The sequence below is a fragment of the Streptomyces sp. NPDC050211 genome (assembly GCF_040656035.1).
Lineage (GTDB): Bacteria > Actinomycetota > Actinomycetes > Streptomycetales > Streptomycetaceae > Streptomyces.
Genome location: NZ_JBFALC010000046.1, coordinates 58,687 through 83,690, shown reverse-complemented (window position 1 = coordinate 83,690; position 25,004 = coordinate 58,687). Strand labels below are relative to the sequence as shown.

Annotated in this window: 15 protein-coding genes and 1 pseudogene; 8 read left to right on the top strand and 8 right to left on the bottom strand. The window is 71.2% G+C overall.

Annotated features, from left to right (window positions below; all coding sequences use genetic code 11):
- The first annotated feature begins 167 nt into the window (after window positions 1-167).
- On the top strand, window positions 168-1,793 hold the full coding sequence (locus AB0I98_RS34515; RefSeq protein ID WP_362948821.1) for a DEAD/DEAH box helicase: 1,626 nt from the start codon (window positions 168-170) through the stop codon (window positions 1,791-1,793).
- Between the two features lie 212 nt (window positions 1,794-2,005).
- Here the strand turns inward: AB0I98_RS34515 and AB0I98_RS34510 are convergent, their stop codons facing one another.
- Entirely contained in the window at window positions 2,006-2,257 is a 252-nt protein-coding gene (locus AB0I98_RS34510; RefSeq protein ID WP_362948819.1) for a hypothetical protein, read from the bottom strand.
- Window positions 2,258-2,611: 354 nt separating this feature from the next.
- On the opposite strand from AB0I98_RS34510, the gene AB0I98_RS34505 reads away from it, so the two are divergent.
- Window positions 2,612-2,902 carry a hypothetical protein gene (locus AB0I98_RS34505; protein ID WP_210571407.1) on the top strand — a complete coding sequence of 97 codons (291 nt, stop codon included), beginning with the start codon at window positions 2,612-2,614 and terminating at the stop codon, window positions 2,900-2,902.
- 78 nt (window positions 2,903-2,980) lie between these two features.
- On the opposite strand, the gene AB0I98_RS34500 is transcribed toward AB0I98_RS34505, so the two are convergent.
- The 4 genes from AB0I98_RS34500 to AB0I98_RS34485 form a co-directional block, all read right to left on the bottom strand.
- Window positions 2,981-4,183 (bottom strand): cysteine desulfurase-like protein, encoded by a 1,203-nt coding sequence (locus AB0I98_RS34500; protein ID WP_362948817.1) that lies wholly within the window; start codon window positions 4,181-4,183, stop codon window positions 2,981-2,983.
- Window positions 4,184-4,308: 125 nt separating this feature from the next.
- On the bottom strand, window positions 4,309-5,040 hold the full coding sequence (locus AB0I98_RS34495) for a ferritin-like domain-containing protein (protein WP_362948815.1): 732 nt from the start codon (window positions 5,038-5,040) through the stop codon (window positions 4,309-4,311).
- Between the two features lie 146 nt (window positions 5,041-5,186).
- Entirely contained in the window at window positions 5,187-6,671 is a 1,485-nt protein-coding gene (locus AB0I98_RS34490; RefSeq protein WP_362948813.1) for an L-fucose/L-arabinose isomerase family protein, read from the bottom strand.
- A 41-nt stretch (window positions 6,672-6,712) separates the two neighbouring features.
- A complete protein-coding gene (locus tag AB0I98_RS34485; protein WP_362948812.1) occupies window positions 6,713-7,993 on the bottom strand; it encodes an MFS transporter in 1,281 nt (426 codons plus the stop codon).
- Window positions 7,994-8,199: 206 nt separating this feature from the next.
- Between AB0I98_RS34485 and AB0I98_RS34480 the strand changes: the two genes are divergently transcribed.
- Window positions 8,200-12,123: a glycosyl hydrolase gene (locus tag AB0I98_RS34480; RefSeq protein WP_362948810.1), complete on the top strand. Its 3,924-nt coding sequence runs from the start codon at window positions 8,200-8,202 to the stop codon at window positions 12,121-12,123.
- Here the strand turns inward: AB0I98_RS34480 and AB0I98_RS34475 are convergent, their stop codons facing one another.
- On the bottom strand, window positions 12,124-13,143 hold the full coding sequence (locus AB0I98_RS34475) for a LacI family DNA-binding transcriptional regulator (RefSeq protein ID WP_362948809.1): 1,020 nt from the start codon (window positions 13,141-13,143) through the stop codon (window positions 12,124-12,126). It abuts the gene before it with no gap.
- A 143-nt stretch (window positions 13,144-13,286) separates the two neighbouring features.
- Entirely contained in the window at window positions 13,287-16,442 is a 3,156-nt protein-coding gene (locus AB0I98_RS34470) for an RICIN domain-containing protein (RefSeq protein WP_362948807.1), read from the bottom strand.
- 176 nt (window positions 16,443-16,618) lie between these two features.
- Between AB0I98_RS34470 and AB0I98_RS34465 the strand changes: the two genes are divergently transcribed.
- The 5 genes from AB0I98_RS34465 to AB0I98_RS34445 all read left to right on the top strand — a co-directional run bounded on the left by AB0I98_RS34465 (window position 16,619) and on the right by AB0I98_RS34445 (window position 24,410).
- The gene (locus tag AB0I98_RS34465; RefSeq protein WP_362948806.1) at window positions 16,619-18,160 is read left to right on the top strand and encodes an ABC transporter substrate-binding protein; all 1,542 of its coding nucleotides are present in this window, start codon (window positions 16,619-16,621) and stop codon (window positions 18,158-18,160) included.
- A 10-nt stretch (window positions 18,161-18,170) separates the two neighbouring features.
- Window positions 18,171-19,097, top strand: coding sequence for an ABC transporter permease (locus AB0I98_RS34460; protein ID WP_362948804.1), 927 nt, complete (start codon window positions 18,171-18,173; stop codon window positions 19,095-19,097).
- 14 nt (window positions 19,098-19,111) lie between these two features.
- The gene (locus AB0I98_RS34455; protein ID WP_362948802.1) at window positions 19,112-21,127 is read left to right on the top strand and encodes a dipeptide/oligopeptide/nickel ABC transporter permease/ATP-binding protein; all 2,016 of its coding nucleotides are present in this window, start codon (window positions 19,112-19,114) and stop codon (window positions 21,125-21,127) included.
- Window positions 21,120-22,109 (top strand): oligopeptide/dipeptide ABC transporter ATP-binding protein, encoded by a 990-nt coding sequence (locus tag AB0I98_RS34450; RefSeq protein WP_362948800.1) that lies wholly within the window; start codon window positions 21,120-21,122, stop codon window positions 22,107-22,109. The genes AB0I98_RS34455 and AB0I98_RS34450 overlap by 8 nt, the downstream gene beginning before the upstream one ends.
- 84 nt (window positions 22,110-22,193) lie before the next feature.
- Window positions 22,194-24,410: a glycosyl hydrolase gene (locus AB0I98_RS34445; RefSeq protein WP_362948798.1), complete on the top strand. Its 2,217-nt coding sequence runs from the start codon at window positions 22,194-22,196 to the stop codon at window positions 24,408-24,410.
- A 138-nt stretch (window positions 24,411-24,548) separates the two neighbouring features.
- On the opposite strand, the pseudogene AB0I98_RS34440 reads toward AB0I98_RS34445, so the two are convergent.
- A pseudogene (locus AB0I98_RS34440) lies at window positions 24,549-24,878 on the bottom strand (lytic polysaccharide monooxygenase auxiliary activity family 9 protein); the annotation flags it as partial.
- Between the last annotated feature and the right edge of the window lie 126 nt (window positions 24,879-25,004).

The window sequence follows — 25,004 nt, the reverse complement described above, 5'->3', positions numbered from 1 at the left end:
CAAGCGTAACACTTTCCACCACACCCCGCCACACCCGGCCCCCCTCCCTGAAAAAACCACCCCCTCCTCATGCCCCCCCCTTTAACGACGCGGGCACCCCACCGCACGGCGGCGCACCCCGGTGAGTGCTGTTTCCAGTGTGTTTTCCAGGAAGGCAGGCAACCGCAATGTCCCGCAGGCCCAATAAGCCGAACCGGCGCTCGTCGTCACCCCCACAGCCCGCGGCGTCGCCCAGGGAATTCCGGCTGCCGGAAAACACCACACCCGCACTTCCCGCCGTCGAGGACTTCGCCGGTCTGGACATGCCCGCGGGGCTGCTGAAGACCCTTATCGCGCAAGGGGTGACCACCCCCTTCCCCATTCAGGCCGCCACCCTGCCCAACTCGCTCGCCGGCCGTGATCTGCTGGGCCGTGGACGCACCGGCTCCGGCAAGACCCTCGCGTTCGGGCTCGCGCTCCTGGCCCGTACGGCCGGGCAGCGCGCGGAGCCCAAGGCACCTCTCGCCCTCGTGCTGGTGCCGACCCGTGAACTCGCCCAGCAGGTGACGGAGGCGCTGACGCCGTACGCGACCGCCGTGAATCTCCGGCTGGCCACCGTGGTCGGCGGGCTGTCGATCACCAAGCAGGCCGGTACGCTCCGGCGCGGCGCCGAGGTCCTCGTGGCGACCCCCGGCCGCCTCAACGACCTGGTGGAACGCGGGGACTGCGTGCTCGGCAGCGTCGGCATCACGGTGCTCGACGAAGCCGACCAGATGACCGACATGGGCTTCCTGCCGCAGATCACCAAGCTGATCCAGCAGGTACGGCCCGACGGGCAGCGCCTGCTCTTCTCGGCCACCCTGGACCGCAACATCGACCGCTTGGTGCAGCGGTTCCTGACCGATCCCGTGGTGCACTCCGTGGATCCGTCCGCGGGAGCGGTGACCACGATGGAGCACCACGTGCTCCACCTCCTGGACGAGACCGACAAGAAGGCGGTCACCACGCGCATCGCCGCCCGTGACGGCCGGGTCATCCTCTTCCTCGACACCAAGCGATCCGCCGACCGGCTCGCCAAGCGGCTCCTCGCCGTCGGTGTCCGCGCCGCGGCCCTGCACGGCGGCCGGTCCCAGCCGCAACGCAACCGCACCCTTGATCAGTTCAAGAACGGCCAGGTCACCGCGCTGGTCGCGACGAACGTCGCGGCCCGCGGCATCCACATCGACGACCTCGACCTCGTCGTGAACGTCGATCCCCCCACCGACCACAAGGACTACCTCCACCGCGGCGGCCGCACGGCCCGCGCCGGCGGCTCCGGCAGCGTGGTCACCCTGGTCCTGCCCGACCAGAAGCGCGACGTCACCCGCCTCCTGTCCGACGCGGGCATCCGCGCCCGTACCGCCCGCATAACGTCGAGCGACCCCCACCTGTCCACCATCACCGGCGCCCGAGAGCCTTCCGGCATCGCCGTCACCCTCCCGGTCCCCCAGCCGGAGACGCCGACGGCCTCCCGCCCGAACCGCAAGCCCGGCACCGAGCCCGGCAAGCGCTCCAACCGCCGCCGCAGAGACGGCAACGGCGCGGCCGGAGCGGCGAAAGGCGCTGCCCCCGGCACGGCCGGCCGGACCCCGGACCGCCGAGCCACGGACACCGCCTCGACCGGTGCCGCCTCCGCCAAGACTCCCCGCCGATCGGGCCGCCGGTCGACACCGACGGGCACTACCACCAGCACCACCAGCACCACCGCGACCGGAGCCTCCGGCGCCCGCCGCGCCTCCGCACCCCGGAGCAGCAGGCAACACTCACCCCGTTGATCACCTGGCGCCGGCGTTCGCCGGCGCTGTGCGACCGTCGCCGAGCACCATCGGGTGAGCAGGCCCCGAGCACAGCTGCAGCCCGGGCGCGCGCCCTGGTGGGGCTGCTGTTGCGCGTCCGGGCTGCGACGGCCGTCGAGGCCGAGCTGACGGGTTGTTGCGACTTGTGGGGCCGCTACGCGACGGTGTACGAAGCCGCCCGCCCCGCCTGTCTAGCGGGCGATGTAGGGAAGGGCGAACTGGTCGGTGGACTGCTCCGGCGTGGAGTGCCCACCCTTGTCGCCGTGCTTGCCGTTCGGCGCGTCCCACGAGGCGACGGCGTTGGACTGCGAGACAGCGACCGCGGTGATGTCCGTGGCGTCCTTCTCCTTGTCGTGGCCGCCTGCGAAGCTGACGCCGGCACCGAGGGCGGACAGCCCCGCGACCGCTACCGCCACGACCGCAACACGCTGAATCTTGCGCATAGTTAGACCCTTTCTTACGGGGGCAGTTGCCCTCGCTTGATTACGTAATGTGATCATAAGCACACAACCCGTAGCCATATTGGATCTCCGACAGCTCCGCGCGCCGTGTCGGATCACGACGAACCCCAAGTGCCGCCCCAGGGCCGGATTTCGACGCCCTCGCGCGAGCTGACAACCTGTCAGGAAATCGCAGCCGAAGGCGCTCACGCGTTACGGCGTCAGAGTGCTTTCGCCGCAAGATCGCGAAACTCGGCGTGCCATACCGGCTCTTCTATCACTTTTCCTTCTAATCTTCGGTCACAGTACGAAGTCGATCTTTCACGGATCGTACTCACCTCACTCACCGGAGATGACATGCACAAGCTTCACAAGGCTGCCGTCCTGGTCGCCGCTCTCAGCAGCGTCGGGCTCCTGGGCGCGGGCACCGCCAGCGCCAACGGCGGCGACGGTCACGGCAAGGGCGGCGGGAACTACAGCGTCCTGCAGAGCACCGAATGCAAGTCGCACGACCTGAACCTCGACATCCTCGGCCAGGTCGGGATCCTCAACGGTCTGCTGGGCCAGGGCCTCAACGGCGAGGGCACCTCGGGCAGCCAGGGCACCCACCTGGGTTCGGAGATGGGCTGCAGCAACAGCGCCTTCTAAGCACCGTACGGTCGCGCAGGCGGCCGAGAGCAGAGAACAGATCCCGGCACCGGGCCTCAGGCCCGGTGCCGGGATCTCTTATGTCAGGAAGTCCGACAGGCCTTCCAGGAGCCGGTCGACGTCCTCGGTGTTGTTGTAGGGCGCCAGGCCGACGCGGAGGCCGCCGGTGTCTCCGAGGCCGAGTCGGCGGGACGCTTCGAGGGCGTAGAAGGAGCCGGCTGGCGCCTGCACACCGCGTTGCGCCAGGAAGTCGTACGCGTCGGCAGTGCTGTGGCCCTCGAAGGTGAGCAGCAGCGTGGGGGTGCGGTCGGCGGCGCGGGAGTGCACCGTGACCTGCTCCAGGGCGGACAGTCCCTTGTCGATCCGCGCGCGCAGGACGTTCTCGTGCTCTTCCAGCGCCGCGAACGCGGACGCCAGCCGCTCGCGGCGAGGACCGGTGGCGCCGGTGTCGAGGCTGGCGAGGAAGTCGACCGCGGCGCGGGTGCCCGCGAGGAACTCATAGGGCAGTGTGCCGAGTTCGAAACGTTCCGGGACGGCGTCCGTCGAGGGCAGCAGCTTGTCCGGGTGCAGGCTCTTCAGCAGCTCGGGCCGGGCGGCGAGGACGCCGTGGTGCGGGCCGAGGAACTTGTACGGGGAGCAGACGTAGAAGTCGGCACCGAGTTGCTCGACGTCGACCAGGGCGTGGGCGGTGTAGTGCACGCCGTCGACGTGGAGGAGCGCCCCGGTCTGGTGCACCGCACGGGATATCGCGGCGATCGGGGGCCGCGTGCCGATCAGGTTGGAGGCGGCGGTGACCGCGACGAGCCGGGTCCGCTCGGAGAGCACGGCGCGGATGTCCTCGACGCCCAGCTCACCGGTGGCGAGGTTGAAGTCGGCCCACCGGACGGTGGCGCCGGCCTGCTCGGCGGCCTGGATCCAGGGGCGGATGTTGGCGTCGTGGTCGAGCCGGGTGACGATCACCTCGTCGCCGGGCGACCAGGTCTTGGCGAGGATGCGGGAGACGTCGTAGGTGAGCTGGGTGGCGCTGCGGCCGAAGACGATCCCGGCCGGTTCCGCGCCCAGCAGGTCCGCCAGGGCCCGGCGGCTCTCGGTGACGATGGTCTCGGCATTGCGCTCCCCCGGCGTGATCCGGCCCCGGTTCGACAGCGGCTGCGCCAGCGCGTCGGCGATGGCCTGGATGACCGGCCGGGGCGTCTGCGTGCCGCCGGGACCGTCGAAGTGCGCGATCCCGGCGCTCAGAGCGGGGAACTGCGCACGGAGAGCGGCTACGTCGTACGTCACGGAAGCTCCTGTCGATGCTCGGGCACGGCGGGGTTCGGCCGACCAGGACCTCGTCGAGGCGAGGACGACGGTAGTTCACGACGCCGGCAGCGCGAACCGCCGCTCCCTGAGGAAACGCCTGAGTGTCACCGTGCGCTCGACCACGCGTCCGGGCGGGGTGCCAGCACCGCGGAGACCACGGCGTCGGCCGATGCCATGACGTCGGCCGCGAAACGAAGGCGGCCGATGCCGAGTCGGCGCAGTGCCGGTCCGTGGTCGACGGCGACGACGAGGCAGACCGCAAGGAGGAGCAGCCGCCACAGGGCCATCACCGGGCGGCGTATCGGGCGCGGCAGTTCGGCCAGGGAGGTGTGCAGTCGCTCGCAGTGGAAGGGGACGTGGCGCTCCTCGTCGGCGAGGATCCGTCCCGCCACCTCCGAGGTGAGCGGGTCATCGGTGCCGTCGCGCAGGGCACGGTAATAGCGCAGCGCCACCACTTCCGCGATCATCAGCACCAGCAGTTCCAGGCGCAGGCCCATGAGTCGCCGCAACCGTACGAAGACGGTGTCGCTCCAGTGGCCGGTCAGCGTCGGTACGTCACCCGCGGCCAGCAGCCGGGCGAGCAGGCGGGCGTGGTTCTGTTCCTCGGCGACGACGAGCCGCACCGCCCGCGCGTAGTCGGCGTCCCCGGCCTGGTCCGCTTTGGCGACGAGGTTGGCGCCGTCACCGTCCTCGCCGACCTGGAAGCGCTGAACGCTCGCCGAAAGGGCCGGATGCAGCGTCGCCCCTTGCCCCCAGTCCGGGTCCCCCTCGGCGGCCCGGCGCTCCCGCTCGTCCTCGAACCGCTGCGTCCACTTGGCGAATCCATCCGTATGCACCCGGTCACTCCTCTCCCCGGACACGGCCACCGTGCCCTGGAGAGGGACGACGCCTGACGGGCACCGAACCGTTCCCTGCGGAGGCCGGACGGCGATGGCCACATACGATCCGGGCCGGTGCCGTGGACGTACGCACCTGCCCCCGATCACACCCCTCGGTGATCGATCCCCAGCAGACTCGCCGCGGCCCTGAAGTCCGCCGCGTGGTGGCCGACCGACAGGGACCAGTGATGGCCGACGCCCGTGGCGCTCCATGCGTCGACCCACTCGCCGGGGTCCCGGCCGAAGTCGACCCGGCTGGTGGTGTTGCCGATCTCCAGGAGCGGTCCCGGGACGACGGTGCCCTCGGAGGTGACGAAGGACAGGCTGCCGTCGGCGTCCTGGCCGAGGCCGAGGAGGGTGACGGGGCCGGGCTGGACGTCGAATTCCACGCTCACGCCCCAGCCGCGTTTGCCGTGGTAGACGCCCAGCCCGCGCAGCAGCGGGTCGCGGGCGCTGACGGCGAGGTGGCCGGGGCCGTCGTGGCCCATCTCCACCACGCCGTCCTCGAAGTTCAGCGCCTGGATCTCGGTGAACGAGCCGCCGGAGCCCACGCTCTGGGCGGCGAACTGGGCGACGCTGGTGCGCAGTTCGTACTCGCCGGCCGCGGGCACGCCCCGGGCGGTCAGCAAGGAGGCACCGAGGATCATGCCGGCGCCGAGCCGCTCGTGGAGTTCCCCGCCGAGGCCGCGATGGTAGTAGGCGAGGGTGTCGAGGCCGAAGTCGTCCACGAGCCGGTCGAGGGCGACCGACACGGTCGCTCCCCAGGCGAAGTCCTCGTCCACCACGCTGTCGTCGAGGGTGAAGACCTGCCGTGCGAGCGCCATGCGTTCGCGGGTCTCCTCCTCGGTCACCTGCTCCACCCGGTGCCGCAGATCGTCGAACTCCAGCACTTCCGTGTGCGAGCCGAACGTCGTGGACAGCAGCGTGGGGTCGGTCGACACATCGAGCATCCCCGGATAGATGTGCCCCATGAGGCCGTGCCGGGCGTGCCGTAGGGCCGCGCGGACGTGCGCGGCCCTGATCCACTGCTCGATGCGCCGCCAGGCGCTCTCCTGGCGCAGCCAGCCCGAGACCGACCGGAAGGGGATGCCGGCGCGGCGGAAGACGTTGCCGACCTCGGGCACCGGGCACTGTCCGCAGTAGGCCAGCCAGGCGCCGGTGTCGAAGGACGCGTGGTCCATCCGCTCGGTCGGCTGGAGGTCGATGACCAGGACGGGGGCGTGCGAGCGCTGGGCGATCGGCAGCACCATCGACGAGGTCAGATACGTCGTCAGGAACAGCACGATCAGGTCGCAGTCCGCCCGGCGCAGCTTCTCGGCCGCCGCCGCGCCTTCCTGGGCGTCGGAGATGAACCCGACGTCGGTCACCTCCGCGTCCATCCCCCGGAAGCGGTCGGCCACGTAACGCGCCGACTCCTGCAGTTGCGGGAGGAGTCCGGGGAACTGCGGCCAGTAGGTGCCGAGTCCGCCGGCCACGAGTCCGATCCGGGTGCGGCGCCGGGTCACCGGGGGAAGCAACTCGCGCAGCCGGGCGGCCCGTTCGGCGGTGCGGCCCGTGGTCGTTGCCGTCGTGGGGGCGGTCGTAGCCATGGCTGGTGCTCCTTTGTGACGCCGACGGGGTGGGCCTCGGCTCAGGCGCTGGCGATCCGCAGGTCTTTCCGGCTGCGGGCGGCGCTGGGCGAACGCGGGACGAGGACACGGACGATGTAGGCGCCAGCGAAAGCGGCCAGCGCCATGCAGGCGGTGATGGACCAGAGCAGGACGGCCGGGCTGTAGTCGACCAGGGCGGGGGTGAAGAACGCGGCGACCGCGAACACCCCGCGCGACAGGGCGTAGGTGAGGCCCTGGGTGGTGCCGCGGGTGTCCGCGGGCAGGGTGAGCTGCGACCAGACCTTGTAATTGGCCTCGCCTGCGAAGGGGTTGGAGAGCTGGTAGAGGACGAAGAAAACGAGCATGCCGACCAGGGCACCGGCGGTCAGGGACGCGATCACGAAGGCGAGCACCTGCACGGCGGCGGCCACGTAGAACAGCCGGTCGCGCCAGGGGCTGTCGGCGACGCGGACGAAGGCGATGGTCAGCAGTACCCCGATCGGGATGAAGGCCAGGTTGATCCCGGTGGCCAGGCTCTGTGAGGCGTCGCTGACGGTGACCAGCAGATATGTGCCGAACTGGCCGAAGGTGTTGGCCCCGAGCCCCCAGGTGACGTAGAAGACGAAGGTCGCGGCCATCGGCAGCAGGGCGGCCCGCGTCCACACGTTCTTCAACGCCATGCCGCTCGGGCCGGCGGCGTCCTCCGTCTGCTGTGCGGCGGCCCGATCCTCCTCCGCGACCTGCTCGGGCGACAGCTTCAGCCGGGAGCGGAGGTGCCAGGTGACCAGTGCGGCGAGGGCCAGTTGGCCGGTGATGATCCGGGCTCCGGTCATGCCGGTGGTGGACAGGACGAAGCCGAGGAAGATGGCGACGGTGATGCCCAGCATCCACATGACCTGGGTGAAGGCCACGAGACGTCCGCGGGCCCGGGCGGGGGCGGCGTCCGAGACCACGGCCAGGGACGTCGGCAGGTCGGCGCCCGCCGCGAGTCCCGCGATGAGCACACCGATCAGGAGGACGATGTCGTCGGGCGCCAGCGTGATGACGAGCGCGCCCACCGCGAAGCAGAAGATGTCCCAGTTGTAGACACGGCGACGCCCGAACAGATCGGCGAGCCGTCCGCCGACCAGGGATCCGACGGCGATGCAGATGGTGACGATCGCACTGATCGCGCCGGCCATCCACACGCCCATGTCGTAACTGTCGCGGTAGATGGCCAGGTTCACGGAGATGCTGACGATCAGTCCGGCATCGAGGTAGGAGGCCATGCCCGACAGGGCCGCGGCCTTCCACAGGTGCTTGGGGACGGGTTCTTCGGCCATGATGCGACTCCGTCGTCTCGTGACATCGCGGTTCCGGGCCGGATCGCAGAGAATATAGGGCGCAAAAAACGTTCCAACAAGATGCCGCGCAGATATCCGTGGCATGTCGCCGACCGCGTCCGGCGCTCCCAGGACCATGGCGCGAACCTTCCCTGTCCCCTACCGTGTTGGCCACCTAAAAACGTTTTAGGGGAAGGACCGCATCCGTGCTCTCCCCAGAACTTCAGCAGCTCTTCGAGGACCCGCCCCGCGACTTCGGCCCCACCCCCTTGTGGTGGTGGTCGGGCGCCGAGGTCACCCGTGACCGCCTGGAATGGCAGATGCGGACGTTCGCGGACGGCGGCGTCCACAACCTCGTGGTGATCAACCTGGCGCCGACGGGCCCGAGTTTCGGCGCCCGCGCCGACGAACCGGCGTGGTTCGGCGAGGAGTGGTGGGCCCGCTTCACCGACGCCTGCGAGATCGCCGCCCGACTCGGCATGCGCCTGTGGTTCTACGACCAGATCGGGTTCTCCGGCGCCAACGTCCAGGGCGGCGTCACCCGACGGCACCCCGAGGCCGCGGGCCTGGCCCTGCGCACCCGCACGGCGACCGTGCACCGGGGCACGGTGGCCCTCCGGGATGGCGAGACCCTGGTGGGCGCTTACGACGCCGACGGCCGGCGCCTGCCTGATCCGGTCGGCGTCGCGGACGGCACCCAGGTACAGCTGGTCACCGCGGTGCCCACGGCGTTCGACTACCTGGACCCGCACGCCGTGGGCGCATTGATGGACGCCGTCCATCACGAGTACGACCGCCGTGTGCCGGAGTACCTGGGCAACGTCATCGCGGGCAGCTTCCAGGACGAACTGCCGGGCACCAACTCATGGAGCCGCCGCTTCCAGGAGGAGTTCCGCGTGCGGCGCGGCTACGACCTGCTCGACCACCTGCCGGCCCTGTTCGGCACCCGTACCACGGACGAGGCGGCGAAGATCCGCGCCGACTACTATGCGGTCCGCGCGGAACTCACCGAAGAGGCCCTGTTCCGCCCGCTCGCCGACTGGCACCGCGAGCGCGGCCTGCTCCTGGGCTGCGACCAGAGCAACCCGGCCCGCGCGGGCTACCCGGCCCAGTCGACGCAGCTCTACACGGACTACTTCCGTACCCACCGCTGGTACAGCGCCGCGGGCAGCGACCACCACGGCGACGCCAAGGTCCACTCCTCGATGGCGCACCTCTACGGCCACGAGCGCGTCTGGATCGAGGCGTTCCACTCCTCCGGCTGGGGCGGCACCCTGGAGGACACCTACGACTGGCTGCTGCCGTTCCTGCGCAGCGGCGCCAACCTCTACAACCCGCATGCCAGTTACTTCGGCACCGCGGGCGGCTGGTTCGAGTGGGCACCGCCCGCCACCGACTGGCGACAGCCGTACTGGAAGCAGTACCCGGCCTTTTCCAGAGCCGTCGCCCGGATCTGCTCGATCATGTCCTGGGGAAGCTACGAGGCCGACGTGGCGGTCCTGCACCCCACCGCCACCATGCAGTCCATCCTCCCCCTGGACGCACCCGTCCACCACTTCGGCGACGGCCGGCTCGGCGCCCCGCACACCGACGCCGACGAGACACAGCGGCACTACCTCGACCTGTGCGGTACGAACGACTGGCGGCGCCCCCGCGCCGGCGCACTGGATCTGCGCCGGGTCTCGTTCGACGTCATCGACGACGACTCCCTCCAGCGCGCCAAGGCCGCCGATGGCGCCCTGCGGATCAGGGACCTCGCGTACAGCGCGGTGCTGCTGCCTTCGGCGAGCGTCCTGGAGGAGGAGACGGCGCGTCGGCTGACCGAACTGCTCGATGCCGGCGGACGGGTCGTGGTCGTGGGGCGGGCTCCGGCGACGGCCGCCGGACTGGCCGGTGACGACTCCGCCGTAGCGGCGCTGGTGTCGCATCCACGGCTGGAGCGGGTACGCGACGCCGAAGCGGGCGCGGCGGCGGTGGCCGACTCGGCCGGACACGCCACCGGCGAAGTGCCGCTGCTGGTCAGGAGGCAGGGGAACACGGCGGTCGCCCTGGTGACGGGGGCTTTCCCCGACGCCTGCGTACGTGAACGGGGCGCCCGGAACCACACCACCGACCCCTCCCGCTACGCCCGCACCTCGTCCGTCACCGTGCGCGCCCCGGTCGCCGAGGCCGAGGTCTGGAACCCGGCGAACGGCACCCGGAGCCCGGCACGCGTCACCGTCGCCGAGGACGGAGTGTCGACCATCGAGGTACGCCTGGACGGCGCCCCCGCCGTGCTCGTCGTATGGCACGAAGGCGCACCGACGAGCCGCGCGGCCGTACCTCCGGGGCCGGACGAGGCGATCATCGATGTCTCGACCGGCTGGCAGGGCCGCCTGATCCCCACTCTGGACAACCGGTGGGGCGATCTGGCGCTGCCCCCGGGGTCGTCCGTGGCCGAGCCGCAGATCTGGGACATGGCGTGGACCGAGTCCGAGGCGCCGGACGCTGTGTGGCGGCGGACGCGTGCCACGTACGGCAACCGGGTCCGCGTCCTGCCGCCGGTTCCCGCCGCCGACGCCCCCGAGCCGCTCGACGCCGAGTCCGTCGAGCGGGTTCTGGACGGGGAGTTGCCCCTCTCGCCGGGGTGGGATGTGGCGGTGTACTCGTCGAGCCGTGGGATCCCGGAGCCGGGCGGGCTGCTCGGCACCAAGAGTCTGGTGAACGAGGAGTTCGTACGCGTCCCCGTGCCCGGCGGCCGAACAGTCGCCCGGGTCCGGGCGATCGTGGAGACCGGTCACCGGGGACCTGCCGACCTGCACGTCGCCGCGGAAGCGGTCAAACGCGTGTGGTGGGACGGCGAGTTGCTGGACACGGGATGCGGGTATGTGGCCTCCGCGCAGGTGACGGTGGCCCGCGCTCGGCATGTGCTCGAGTACGAACTGTCCGACGCCCAGGGTCGGCCGTCGACGATCGGGGCCGCCGCCGATACACCGCTGGGGAGTTACCTCTGCCTGTCCGAGCCGGACGGATTCGCGGCGCGGCCGCGGTTCATGCGTCTGCCCGACGGAGTGGGACCGGACGGCGGCCCGGTGACGTACCGCGCACGATTGCGCCTGCCCGGCGACGGAGTGCGGGCGGTGCTCGTCGTGGGTGCCGCGGCGGCGGTCACCGTGCTGCTCGACGGCGCTGTCGTGGCGCGGCAGGAGAAGGTGGAGTACTACGAGGCGGACTGGGGCGCGGTGCCGATGTTCTTCCGCCATGAGGTGGCTCTCGGGGCGGGCGAGCACGTGCTCGACGTGGTGACCGACGGCGACCGGGAGGCGGTGTTCGTCGACCTGGTGGCGCAGTCGACGGCACTGGTCAGTGGCGCCGGCTGGGAGGCGGAGTCGGGCGCCTGGCACGGACGTACCGTCGAAGACACCGTAAGACGCGGCGAGTTGCAGCACTGCCACGCCGCCGTACGGTCGCACCCCTTGCCGGACACCGAGTGGCTCAGCGGCCCGCCGGTGCTCGGCGGCCGCATGCTCCACGTACGGTCCACCGACGACGTGCATGCGTCAGCGCAACGCTTCCGGTCCACCGTGCCCGCGGGCACGGTCTCGATCGATCTGCCGCTGGAGATACCCGCGCGGGTGCGGGTCGGCAAGGGCGCGGAACGCCCCCTCGACGGCCAAGTGCTCACGCTGGAGCGGCCGTTGGGGGAACCCACGGAGCTGGAGGTCGTCACCGCGCCCACGGCACTCCTGCGCGCGGGCGCCGCGTGGCGCGGGCCCGCACGGGTGCGTACGGTGCCGGCGCCGCTGGCTCTCGGGGACTGGAGCGCGGGGGGACTGGGCAGTTGGAGCGGGGGCGTGGCCTATGCGCGGGTGCTCGATGTGCCGCCTGGGCCGGACCCGGTGCTGGATCTGGGACGGGTGCGGGGCAGCGTCGAGGTCGCGCTGGACGGGGAGGTGGTCGGCGAGGCGTTCTGCGCGCCGTACTGCTTCCCGTTGCCCGGCGCCGCGGGGCGCACCGTGCGGATCGAGGTGACCGTGTACAACACCCTGGCGCCGTATCTCGCCGGGGCGACCCCGACCGCCTGGGCCTTCCCGTCCCAGCTCCCGTCGGGTCTGCTGGGACCAGTGACGCTGCGCACTGCGCACTCGTGATCAGAGGTCGGCCGGCGGCAGCGTCGAGTCCCGTACGACGAGGCCGGGCGCGAACACCCGGGTTTCGTGGACGTGTTCGGCGCGGGCCTCGATCTCGTCGAGCAGCATCTCGACGGCCGCCCGCCCGAGCTCCTCGACCGGCTGCCGGACGGTCGTGAGGGTCGTCGCCCCGAAGCTCGCGATGTCGAGGTCGCCGTAGCCGACCACCTGTACGTCCTCGGGGATGCGCACGCCCCGGTCGGTCAGTCCGCGGCACAGACCCGCGGCGAGGAAGTCGTTGGTGCAGAAGACCCCGTCGGGCAGTTCGGCAAGTTGGTCCGCGATCTTCATGCCGTACGCCACCGTCATCTCCTGGGCGACGACCTGGTCACAGCGCGCCTCCCGCCGGCTGCGCACCGCCTGCCGGGCGCCCTGGTAGCGGTCGGCGCACTGGCGGATCCCGCGCTCTCCGTTGACGACGAGGATGTCCCGCGCCCCACGCTCCAGCAGGTGCTGCACAGCGATGCGTCCGCCGGCGATGTCGTCGACCGAGGCGGAACAGCCTTCCCGTTCCGGCATCGCGCGGTCGGCCAGGACCAGCGGGATGCCACGATCACGCAGCCGGGTCAGCCGTCCCGGATCGGCGCTGAGGGGAACGACCACGACACCGACGGCACGCTGCTCGACGAGCATGGTGAAGTAGCCCTGTTCGCGCTCCGGCGCGTCCCCGCTGTGACAGAGCACGAGCGCATAGCCGTGGTCGTACGCCGCGTCGGCGGCGCCCCGTGCGATGCGCGCGTAGAAGGAGTTGGCCACGTCGGGCAGGACCAGCCCGATCGAGGACGAGTGCCCGGTGCGCAGGCCGGAGGCGCCGGGGTGGGGGACGTAGTCGAGCGCCGCGATCGCGCTGCGGACGCGTTCGGCGGTCTGCGCGTTGACCCGCTCGGGCCGGTTGAGCACGTTCGACACCGTGGACACCGAGACGCCTGCCGCGGCGGCGACCTCCTGAATGCGGGCGGGGCGTGCCGAAATGGCGTCCACCCCCTCGCTATGAGAGCCGTGCGACCAGGCACGACAGTGGTCCTCATGGGCCAAGCAAGTATAGCGCGGCTGCGCATAAAACGATTTTCCGCACGGGTTCGTTCCCGGTGGAGGGGGCCGGTGCGCCCGGCCCCCTGCCTGGGTCAGCCGCGGGTCAGCGTGACCTTGTACTCCCGGGTCTGTGACCCGTCTTCGCTGGTCAGGGTGGCGACGTACGCCGTCCTCGCCTCCTTGCGGACCGTCACCGTCGCATACGGGTCGCGTGCGGTGGCCGTGACCTGGGCCCGGTCCGGGCGTTCGGCCGTCACGCGATAGTCGGTCCGGTCGGGGTCGAAGCCGGTGACAGGGACTCCGGCCACCTCGATCGACGCGGCCCCGGCGTCCGAGGAGGCGCCGGGCGCCTTGGCGTACACCTCGATCTCGCCGAGGGTGATGTAACCGCCCGGGGGTGCCGTCATGACCACGCGCACCGCGTTCACCGGTCCGCCGGCCTTCACCGGGACGTCGACGACGGGTGTGCCCTCGGTGCCGACCTCGACGGAGTCGCTGGCGTCGGCCCAGGTGCCGTCGGCCTGCCGCGCCTGCAGCTTCAGGGATTGCGCGAAGCTGACGTTGCCGCCGTCCCGGTGGAAGTGGGTGACGACGCGGGTCACGTCGCGGGCCTCCGGCAACGTGAAGGTGACGGTGTCGGACGGGTTCTTCGTGCCCGGTTTCCAGTTCGACCAGGCCTTCTCGGTGAGGTCCCCGTTGCGCAAGCGGTCGGCGGAGTAGCCGCTCTCGGTGAACGTGGCGCCGACGGTCACGTTCTCGTCGCGCGCGGCGTTCGTCTGGCGGGGTTCCGTGACCTGGACACGTGCGGTCGCCGGGACGGTGGTGCCGTCGGGGAGGCGGGCGGTGCCGCGCAGGGTCGTCACTCCGGCGCCGTCGAAGGCGCCCTCGGGTGCCGGGTCCCAGGAGACGGGGAGGTCGGGGGCGCCGCCGTGCCTGCCGACGCCGACGACCGTGGCGGGCAGGTCGGGCCGTCCGCCGGTGTAGGTCTTGGAGCGGGCGGGAAGGGTGGCGGCGATCGTGTCGACGGTGACGACCGCTTCGGCCGGGATGGTGCGCCCGCGTACGTCGGTCGCCTCGCCCTTCACTCGGACCGTGCCGGGCGTGCGCCACCGCGAGTCGGACGGGACCTGCCACTCCACGGGGAGGGCACCACGGGCGCCGTCCCGGTAGACGGGCGTGACGGTTTCGGGAAGTTCGGGTGCGCGGCCGGGGACGGTGAACGCCTTCGCGGGCTCGGTGCGGAGCGCGGTCTCGTCGATCACGGTCCACCGCTGGTTGGCGTTGGACGTGGGCAGGTACGCCGACACGCGGGCGCCGTCTGCGGTGGACTGCCCGGCGACATCGATCAGGCGGCCGGTGGCGGCGTTGACGAAGGTCCAGGTGCCGTCGCCGGTCGTCGACATGATCCACTGCGCTTGTGGCCCTGAGCCGCCGGTGTCCTCCAAGACGGCCTCGTTGTCGCGCACAGCAAGGCGCTTGCCCGTCGCCGCGTTGACCAGGGCGTAGCGCTCACGGTTGCCGTCACCGCGGGTCAGCTTGCGCACCGACCACAGCTGGGACTCGGCGTTCGGGTCGCTCGTGCGGATGACGACGCCGTTGCCGTCGTCGGACGAGGCCAGGGACTTGCCGCTGTGCGCGCCCTGGAGCCGGTAGGTGTGGCCGGGCTGGACGAGCGCGGCGTCCTTGTCGGTGCCGGCGACACCGTCGATGAGGAACGACGTCACCGACTTTGCCGGCACGGTCAGCGTGGCCGAGTCGTCAGTCACCTTCACCGCGGTACCCCGGACGAGCGCCCCGTCGGCGCTGGTGACCACGGGCGTCACCTTGGCGCCGGGCGCGATGTGCCGGAAGCGGGAGAGGTCCAGGGTCACGGCGCGCGCGGTCGTGCCGTTGTTGACGTGCACCACGGTAGCTCCGCGCCCGGACCCGCGGACCGCGGCGACGCTCGACCGGTCGTCGACCTTCACGAAGTGGTCGCCGGGCCGGATGTGGTGGGTGAAGTTGCGGATCGTGTGGAACTTGGTGTTGGTGCGGATCGGGCAGGTCTCCGGCGTGTCCGTGGACTTGCAGTTGAACGGGATGTGGATGCTGCCCCAGTTCTTCCCCGCCTGCGCCTGCGGGATCGAGTCCTCGACGGGCTGCCACAACACCCAGGCGGAAGGCTCCAGTTCCCGCATGTCGTCGACGATCCGGGTGGCGATGCCGAGGCCCGGCTCCATGCCGGTGAAGTCGGTGCCGGTGCCCCAGGTGCCCTCGACCTCGCTCATCCAGAACTTCTTGTCCGCGGCCTTGGCACTGTCCCGGGCGCTGGTGCGCATGCCGGTGCCGTAGGTGTGCACGTTGAGCTGGTCGACGGCGGCGCGCGAGGCGCTGTCGTAGGCATTCCAGTTCTGGACGAAGATGCTCGGGTTCGTCTCGTCCATCGCGGAGATGGTCGCGCGCGTCTTGGCGTCGGCCAGGGCCCGGCTCAGGGCCTGGACGACCTTCTGCTGGAGCTCGGGCCCGGCGTGCGCGCCTTCCTGACGGCCGCCGGTGGGCCGGCCGTCGGGGCCCAACTGGGTGCCCCAGTAGTTGGTGTTGGGCTCGTTGAGCGGGGCGATGGTGTCGAACCTGATGCGGTGCTTCTTCTCCAGGTGGTCCGTCACCCGGGTCAGATAGGTGGCGAACTCGTCGACGCGGTCCGCGCGGATCTGGTCCGTGCTCGCGTCGAAGCCGCCCGAGACGTATCCGCTGACCGTCTGGAACCACGGCGGCGAGTTGCTGAACGCCTCCCAGCGGGTCACCTTGTCCTTGATCTGGTCCACCCACCAGCGCTGGTTCGTGTCGGCCGCCCAGTTCCAGTGGTCGGGGTTGCCGGGGTTCCACCAGTCCATGTCTTCCCTGGTGGTGCCCGCGGGGGCCTTCCAGAAGCCCTCCATCGTCGCGCCGGTCTTCATGTAGTCCTTGCGGACGTCGGGGGCGTTGCCGCCGCCGATGTTGTAGCGCGCGATGTTGAGGCGGAGACCGTCCTCGCCGAACAGCATGTCGACGAGCTGCTCGCGGATGGGGGCCGGGTAGCCGCCGGTGGCGTTGGCGAACCACACCAGGCTCGTGCCCCACCCTTCGAACTCCTGCTGCTGGTACGACGGGTCGATGCGCACCGTGACCGCGTCGGCGGCGGCAGCCGGGGGTCCGGCCATGAGTCCCGCGCCGAGGGCCAGGGGAACGGTGACCGTGAGTGCCCGGACGAGGCGATGTCTGCTGGACATGGATTCCCTTCGGGAGCGAACAGAACCGCACAGAACCAATCGAGCTTCTCGAATGTTTTAGGACGGCATCCAACACGTCAAGAGATACGGCAGCTTCACACCTCTTGACGCGTGCAACATCAATGAGCGTCCATATATCTAAACTACGTTTGCTGTTATGGACAGACGGAGGCTCAGTGGCCGGTCCAGGCTCAGTCCGCACCCGTCCGATCGTCACGTCCCTGGCCGTTCTGCTCACCGTCTCCGGATGCTCGGTGGCCGGCGCCGACCCCATCGGAGGCGGTCCCGACACCCTGCGCATCGTCCTTCCCGAGGAACCCCCGACCCTCGAACCCTGCGACGCCTCACTCACCGCGACGGGCCGGGTGACGCGAGCCAACATCACGGAGGCGCTCACCGAGCGCGAGGCGTCCACCGGTCGGCTTCAGCCGGCGCTGGCCACCAAGTGGAGCCGCACGTCGGCCACTTCGTGGACCTTCACGCTCCGGCCGGGGGTCAGATTCCACGACGGTTCGCCGCTCACGGCCGACGCGGCCGCCTTCTCGGTCAAGCGCGCCACGGACTCCCGCATCGACTGCAACGTCGACGGCTACATCTTCGCGGACAGCGAGCTGACCGCCGTACCGGTCGACGACACCACGCTCAAGGTCACCACAGCCGAGCCGGACCCGATCCTGCCGCTGCGCCTGTCCTTCGTGGAGATCGTGCCGACGAGCACGGCGCCCAACTCCCGGGTGCGCGAGCCGGTCGGCACGGGGCCGTACCGGATCGACGAGTGGAGCGAGGGGCACTTCCTGCGTCTGAAGCGCTTCTCCGAGTACTGGGGAAGGGCACCGGAGTTCAACGCGGCCACCTATGTCTGGCGGGCGGAGGGCAGCGTGCGCGCCGCGATGGTGACCAATGACGAGGCGGATGTCGCGATCGGCCTCGCGCCCGAGGACGGGGCGGGCGACCGGGCGGTGGAGTTCGCCACCAACGAGGTGTCGTACCTGCGGATGGACGCCGCCAAACCGCCCCTGGACGACATCCGGGTCCGACGAGCCATCAACTATGTCGTGGATCGCGAGGGGTTGACCACGGCGGTCTTCGCCGGCCGGCCGACCGGCCAGCTCGTCGCCAAGGGCGTCACCGGCCACAACCCCCGCGTCCGGCCGTGGCCTTACGACCCGGAACGCGCGCAGCAACTCGTGGCCGAGGCCCGCGCCGACGGCGTCCCGACCGGCAGGACCATCACCATCATCGGCCGCAACGGCATCTACCCCAAGGCCGCCGAGGCGATGGAGGTGGTGCAGGACGGCCTGCTCAAGGCCGGGCTGAAGGCAGAGATCAAGATGCTCGACGTCAACGCCTGGCTGGAGTACCTGCTGCGCCCCTTCCCGGCGGGCGACACCGGCCCCACCCTGCTCCAGGCGCAGCACGGCAACCAGGCCGGGGACGCCGCGTTCACGATGGAGCAGATCTACGGCAGCAAGGGCGCCCAGAGCAGCTACGGCACCCCCGCGTTCGACGCAATGATCGAGCGGGCGGAGCTCGCCTCGGGCTCGGCGCGGCAGACGGCGTTCGCGGATGCGTTCACGTACCAGAACGACGAGGTCGTACGGGATGCCGTCATCGCCAACATGACCGGGATCCTGGCACTCTCCTCGAAGGTCCGCTACCGGCCGGACCCGTCCACCAATGACGAGATGCGGCTCGCCGACATGCGCCGCGCGGACTGAGGGAGCGGATGTGCTGATCCTGCTGCGCCGCCGTGCGGTCTCCAGCGTCATACCGCTGCTGGTCGTCGTCCTCGGCGTGTTCTTCCTCGCCCGCCTCACCGGAGACCCCGCCAACCTGTACCTGCCGCTCAGCGCGACACCCGAGATGCGCGCGGAGTTCGCCGCCCGCAACGGCTTCGACGAGCCACTGATCACCCAGTTCGGCGACTACCTCGCCCAGGTCGCGCGGCTCGACTTCGGCGAGTCGCTGCGCACCGCCCAGCCGGCGAGCGAGGCGGTTCTGCGGGCCTTCCCCGCGACGATCCAGCTGGCGGGCTGGACGATGTTGCTCTCCATCGTGGGCGCCGTGGCGATCGGCAGCCTGGCGGCCTACCGGCCCAACTCGGCCATGGACCGGGTGGCGAGCCTTCTCTCCTCGACCGCCGCGAGCGTGCCCGACTTCTGGTTCGCCATCATGGGGGTGCTGGTCTTCGCGGTGACGCTCGGCTGGCTGCCCACGTCCGGTACGAGCGGTGCGGCGGCCTGGGTGCTGCCGGTGGCCACGCTGTTCATCCGCCCGTTCGGGGTGCTGGTCCAGGTGGTGCGGGGCGCCATGGTCACCGCGCTCTCCGCGCCGTACGTGAAGGTGGCGCGCAGCAAAGGCGCCTCCGAGGCACGGGTGGTGTTCGGGCACGCCCTGCGCAACGCGGCGGCTCCCGCGCTCACCGTCGCGGGCGACCTCGCTGTGGGGCTGGTCAACGGGGCCGTCGTCGTCGAGACCGTCTTCGGCTGGCCCGGCATCGGCAAACTCATGATCGACTCGGTGCTGCAGCGGGACTTCGCGGTGCTGCAGGCCGCGGTGCTGCTCACGGCACTGGTGATCTTCGCGCTCAACATCCTGGTGGACCTCTGCCACGCGCTGCTCGATCCACGGGTACGGCAGCCGGCGGCGGCATGAGTCGAGGACGGGACATGCTTCGAAAAGCAGATGGGGCAGCGGCACGGCGGAACTGGCTCTCACCGCTGCTGCGGGACCGGTTCGCGTTCGCGGCGGCGCTGGTGCTGGTGGTGGTCGCGCTGTGCGCCGTACTGGGTCCGCTCCTCGCCGGCGACCTGGCGACCCGGCAGAACCTGCGCGCGCCCGGGCGGCCGCCGTTCAGCCTCGACCACGGCTGGGCGTTCGTCCTCGGCAGCGACTCCCTGGGCCGGCCGGTCGCCGCCCGGCTGCTCGCGGCGGCCGGGACGACGCTGTCCGTGGCCGTGCCCGCCGTGCTGTGCTCCCTGCTCATCGGGTCGGTGTGGGGCATGTGGGCGGGCTATCACGGAGGATGGCGCGAGAACGTGTCGCTGCGGATCGCCGACGTGATCCTCAGCTTCCCGTCACTGCTGCTGGCCGTGGTCGTGCTGTACGTGTTCTCGCCGAGCACCGCGAACATCGTGCTGGTCCTGGCCGTCGCCCGGATCCCGGTCTATCTGCGCACCGCGCGCGCCGAGTCCGCCGAGCTGCGCAGCCGGCTCTTCATCGACGCGGCCCGCACCTTCGGCACCAGCGGCTGGGCGACCATCCGGCGCCATGTAGCCCCCTCGGTGCTGCCCACGCTGCTCACCGTGGCCGCGCTCGACTTCTGCTTCGTGATGCTGGCCGAGTCCTCGCTGAGCTTCCTGGGCATCGGCATCCAGCCACCGGATGTGAGCTGGGGGCTGATGGTGGCGCAGGGGCGGCAGGAGTTGCAGAGCGCGTGGTGGATCGCGCTCTTCCCGGGGCTCGCCATCGTCCTCACGACCGTGTCGGCGACGGTGCTCGCCTCCTGGGCACGGCTGACGACGGATCCGGGGCAGCGGTGGCGGCAGGGGCTGCGGCGCGGTCGCCCTACGGCGGAGAAGGGTGCGGGCGCCCGCACCACCGTGGGCACCGGCGGGACCCGGGGCCACGGCCCGGCCGTTGAGCAGTCGGCGCCGGACGCTCACGCCGAACAGCCGGCGCCGGCCGCTCACGTCGAACAGCCGGCGCCGGCCGCCACCCTCTCCGTCACAGACCTGTCGGTCGACATCCACACCCCCACCGGCCCCGTCCCCGTCGTCCGCGGCGTCGGTTTCTCCGTCCGCTCCGGCGAGACACTGGCTCTGCTGGGCGAGTCGGGGTGCGGCAAGAGCATGACCGCGCATGCCGTCGCGGGGCTGCTCGATCCGGTCGCCGAGGTGGTGGGCGGGCAGGTGCGGCTGAGCGGCGAGGATCTGCTGACGCTGGACGCGCGGGCCAGGCGGCGGCTGGCCGGGCCCGGTCTGGCCATGGTGTTCCAGGACGCGCTCAGTTCGCTCAACCCCGTCATGACGGTCGGCACGCAGCTCGCGGAGCCGTTCCGGATCCACGAGGGCATGTCCCGGCGAGCGGCGCGGGCCAGAGCGGTGGAGCTGATGGAGCGCGTCGGCATCCCGGAGGCACGTGCACGCGCCGACGCCTATCCGCACCAGTTCTCCGGAGGCATGCGCCAGCGCCTGCTGATCGCGACAGCGGTCGCGCTGCGCCCGCGGGTCCTGCTCGCCGACGAGCCGACGACGGCCCTGGACGTGACCGTGCAGGCCCAGATCATGGACCTGCTGCGGGAGTTGCGCAGCGAGCAGCACACGGCGCTCGTCCTCATCACGCACGACCTCGGACTCGCCGCCGAGCACGCGGACCGCGTCGCCGTGATGTATGCGGGCACGGTCGTGGAGACCGGGCCGGTGGCCGAGGTGTTCGCTCAGCCCCACCACCCCTACACGCGCGGCCTGTTGGAGTCGGTACCGGCCGAACAGCACCGGGGCGCCCGGCTCAGCTCCATTCCCGGCAGCCCGCCGGACCCGCGGTCCGTGCCCACCGGCTGCGCCTTCCGCACCCGCTGTCCCATGGCCCGCGACCGCTGTGCCACCCACCGGCCACAGCTGACCGCCACGGCGACCGGCCGGACCGCCGCCTGCCACTTCGGGAAGGAGCTCGCCGATGCCTGAGCATGGCACCCTGCTGGAGGCCACCGGCCTTGTGAAGAGCTTCCCGGTGAGGCGCGGCACCAGGCTGCGCGCACTCGACGGCGTGGACCTGACCCTCGGTCGCGGGCAGACGCTCGGCCTGGTCGGCGAGTCCGGCTGCGGCAAGACCACGCTGGCCAGGATCCTGCTGCTCCTGGAGCGCCCCGACGCGGGCACCGTACGGTACGACGGCGTCGACCCGTTCGCGCTGTCGGGTGCGGAGCTGCTCGCCTGGCGCCGGAAGGTGCAGATGGTCTTCCAGGACCCGTTCGGCTCGCTCAACCCCCGGATGTCCGCGGCGGATCTGATCAGCGAGCCCTGGCGCACCCACCACGGCCTCGTGCCCGCCGGGAAACGTTCGGCCCGCGTGGGCGAGCTGCTGGAGCTGGTGGGACTGAGGGCGTCCGACGCGCACCGCTATCCGCAGGAGTTCTCCGGCGGGCAGCGGCAGCGGATCGGGATCGCCCGCGCCCTGGCCCTGGAACCCGACGTCATCGTGTGCGACGAACCGGTCTCCGCGCTGGACCTGTCGGTGCAGGCGCAGGTGCTCAACCTGCTGTGCGATCTGCGGGACGAGCTGGGACTGTCGTACGTGTTCATCTCGCACGACCTGTCCGTGGTGCGCCATCTCGCCGACCGGGTCGCCGTGATGTATCTCGGCCGGATCGTCGAGTCGGGTCCGGTCGAGGAGGTCTTCGACCGGCCGCGCCATCCCTACACGGCGGCGCTCCTGTCGGCGGCGCCCTCGCCGGTGGCCGGCGGTGGGCGCGGGCGGCAGCGCATCCTGCTCACCGGCGAGATCCCCTCACCGGCGAACCCGCCGTCCGGGTGCCGGTTCCGGACCCGGTGTTGGCGCGCGCAGGACGTCTGTGCCGAGGCCGCGCCCGCCGCACTGCCGGGAGCCCCACTGCACAGCGCGGCCTGCCACTTCCCGCTGGAGGAGGCGCCCGCGGCCGTGGGATGAGTGCCGGACGCGCTCTTCTGCTCAACTCGCCCTTCTCGTACCGTCGTTCACGTTTGATGTGGCCAATGTGACGGAAGGGTTTTCATGGGCAGAGGTCTGCTTGCGCTGGTACTCACCGCGGTCACCGGCGCCTCGCTACTCACCGCACCCGCGAGCGCGGCCCCGCCCGGCCCCTCCGACGTGTACCGGCCGGTGCGCGGGCCGTCCGCGCCCGCCGAGTACCGCTACGCCCAGAAGACCGTGTCCGGCGAGTCGATCCCCCGCCACGCACACGACCTGGCCGCGGCGCAGGCCCGGAAGCTGCCGGTCGTCGGCGGCCGCTGGAAGAACGCCGGACCCACGAACATCGGCGGCCGGGTCGTCTCCCTCGCACTCGACCCCAAGCGCGCCGACACCCTGTACGCGGCGGCCGCGAGCGGCGGTCTGTGGCGCAGCACGGACGCCGGGGCCACGTTCCACTCCGTGTGGCCCGACAGTTGGACGCAGGCCATGGGCGCGGTCACGGCCGCCCCGGACGGCACCCTGTACGTGGGCACTGGCGAGCCCAACCCGGGCGGCGGCAGCGTCACGTACGAGGGGACGGGCCTGTACCGGAGCCGGGACGGTGGCCGGAGCTGGACGCCGCTCGGCCTGCGCGACTCCGGGGCGATCAGCGCCATCACCGTCGACCCGGCCAACCCGCGCCGCATCTACGTGGCCGCGGCCGGCTCGCTCTACAACGGCGGCGGCGACCGGGGCGTGTACCGCTCGGAGGACGGCGGCGCGACCTGGGAGCGGATCCTCGCCGGTGCCAACGAGTTCACCGGCGCCACTGAGATCGTGGCGGACGGCGACCGCCTGTACGCCGTGCTGTGGGACAAGCGCCGCCGCCCCGATCTGCGCACATACGGCGGTGTCGGCTCCGGCGTCTTCCGCAGCACGGACGGCGGCGAGACGTGGGAGCGGCTGGGCGGCGGACTGCCCGCCGTGGGCCCCGACGTCGGACGCATCGGCCTGGGCGTCGCGGGCGACCGGCTCTACGCGATCGTCAACAAGGCCGACGGCCACTTCGAGGGCTTCTACGCCTCCGCCGACGGCGGCGACAACTGGACCCGCACACCCGCCAATGACGACCTCACCAACTCGCAGTCCAGCTTCGGCTGGTGGTTCGGGAAGGTGTGGATCGACCCCCGGGACGCCGAGCACGTGCACGTGGCCGGGGTCGCCCTGCTGACCACCAAGGACGGCGGCGCCACCTGGAGCGCCGACGACACGAGCATGCACGTCGACCACCACGCCATGGTGTGGGACCCGCGCCGCCCCGGCCGCGTCTACCTCGGCAACGACGGCGGCGTCTATCGCTCCGACGCGCGCGGCGACGGCGGCTGGGTCAAGTCCCGCCACCAGCCGTACACCCAGCTCTACAGCGCGGCGATCACCCCGCAGGACGTCACCCGGATCTCGGGCGGCGCGCAGGACAACGGCTCGCTGCGCTCCTGGGGCGGGGAGAAGTTCAACGAGTACCTCGGCGGGGACGGCGAGGAGAACCTGATCAACCCGGCCGACGTGAACAACGTCTTCGCCTGCTACCAGTACGGCAACTGCTTCCGCTCCACCGACGGCGGCGACACCCTTACGTACTTCGCCGACCGGACGACGTTCCAGCGCCGCAACTGGTTCACGCCGATGGCTTTCGATCCGCGTGACCCGAAGGTCCTCTACTACGGCTCCGAGGTCCTCAACCGCTCCACGGACGGCGGCGAGACCTGGCAGACCGTCAGCCCCGACCTGAGCGGCGGCCCGGGCTCCGACCCGCTCTACCCCAACTACGGCACCATCACCTCCATCGCCCCCGCGTCCGACGGCCGCACGGTCTACGTGGGCACGGACGACGGCCGCGTCTGGGTCACCAGGGACCTGGGCGCCACCTGGACGAAGCTGGCCGAGGGGCGCCCCTGGGTCACCCGGGTGGTCGTCGATCCGAAGAACCCCGACCGGGTGTGGACCACCCACTCCGGCTACCGCTCCGGCGACCCGCTCCCCCACGTGTACGGCAGCGCCGACGGCGGCCGGCACTGGCGCGACCTGTCGGGCAACCTCCCGGCGGCCCCCGTCAACGACCTGGTCGTGGCCCGTGGCGGTGTCCTCCATATCGCCACCGATCAGGGCGTGTTCACGTCCGTGACGGGCGGCGGACGCTGGCTGCGTCTGGGCCGCGGCATGCCGCAGGTGCCGGTGGACGACATCGAGTACGACGCGGGGCACCACCGGCTGGTGGCGGCGACGTTCGGGAGGGGGTTCTACGAGCTGACCACGCTCTGACATCGACCGGATCGAACTCGCCCGCGTCCTCGGCCGATCCACACACTGATCAGCGCGACTCGGGCATGCGGCCGCCCGCCTCACACAACCGCCACGGGTCCCGGACCGGAGGATGATCCGGGACCCGTGAAGCACGATTCAGGTGAAGTTCACGTCGCTGCACAGGGAGTACGTCTGGTCCATGTGCGACGCCTGCCAGATCGTGTAGACGACGTGGCGACCGGTGAGTCCCGGCATGCTCACGTCGATCGAGTAGTTCTGGCTGGGGGCATAGCGGCCGGTTCGAGTGACCAGTTGGAGGTCGCCCCAGGTCAGCGGCTGGGTGGTCGGATCGAAGCCCTGGCGGGTGACGTAGACGAGGAAGTAGTCCGCACCATGGCTGGCCTGGTCGTACAGGCGCACGGTGAAGTCGCTGCTGCCGATGTCCGTCGTCTTCCAACGGCCGAGCGCTCCCATCGCGTCCAACTTGCTCCTCGCGAAACGGGGGCGCAACGTCCGATTGCGCCACTCTTCCCATGCCGCTCTCCCCACCCCTCGCTTCCCACCCAGACCGACCGGCGATCGGCAGCCTTGCCGTGACCCCACCCACGCCCT

What these genes read in the sequence shown, in the direction of transcription:
- AB0I98_RS34515 (WP_362948821.1), top strand. Translation starts at nt 168, where the DNA reads ATGTCCCGCAGGCCCAATAAGCCGAACCGGCGCTCGTCGTCACCCCCA.
- AB0I98_RS34510 (WP_362948819.1), bottom strand. Translation starts at nt 2,257, where the DNA reads ATGCGCAAGATTCAGCGTGTTGCGGTCGTGGCGGTAGCGGTCGCGGGG.
- AB0I98_RS34505 (WP_210571407.1), top strand. Translation starts at nt 2,612, where the DNA reads ATGCACAAGCTTCACAAGGCTGCCGTCCTGGTCGCCGCTCTCAGCAGC.
- AB0I98_RS34490 (WP_362948813.1), bottom strand. Translation starts at nt 6,671, where the DNA reads ATGGCTACGACCGCCCCCACGACGGCAACGACCACGGGCCGCACCGCC.
- AB0I98_RS34485 (WP_362948812.1), bottom strand. Translation starts at nt 7,993, where the DNA reads ATGGCCGAAGAACCCGTCCCCAAGCACCTGTGGAAGGCCGCGGCCCTG.
- AB0I98_RS34470 (WP_362948807.1), bottom strand. Translation starts at nt 16,442, where the DNA reads ATGTCCAGCAGACATCGCCTCGTCCGGGCACTCACGGTCACCGTTCCC.
- AB0I98_RS34455 (WP_362948802.1), top strand. Translation starts at nt 19,112, where the DNA reads ATGCTTCGAAAAGCAGATGGGGCAGCGGCACGGCGGAACTGGCTCTCA.
- AB0I98_RS34450 (WP_362948800.1), top strand. Translation starts at nt 21,120, where the DNA reads ATGCCTGAGCATGGCACCCTGCTGGAGGCCACCGGCCTTGTGAAGAGC.
- AB0I98_RS34445 (WP_362948798.1), top strand. Translation starts at nt 22,194, where the DNA reads ATGGGCAGAGGTCTGCTTGCGCTGGTACTCACCGCGGTCACCGGCGCC.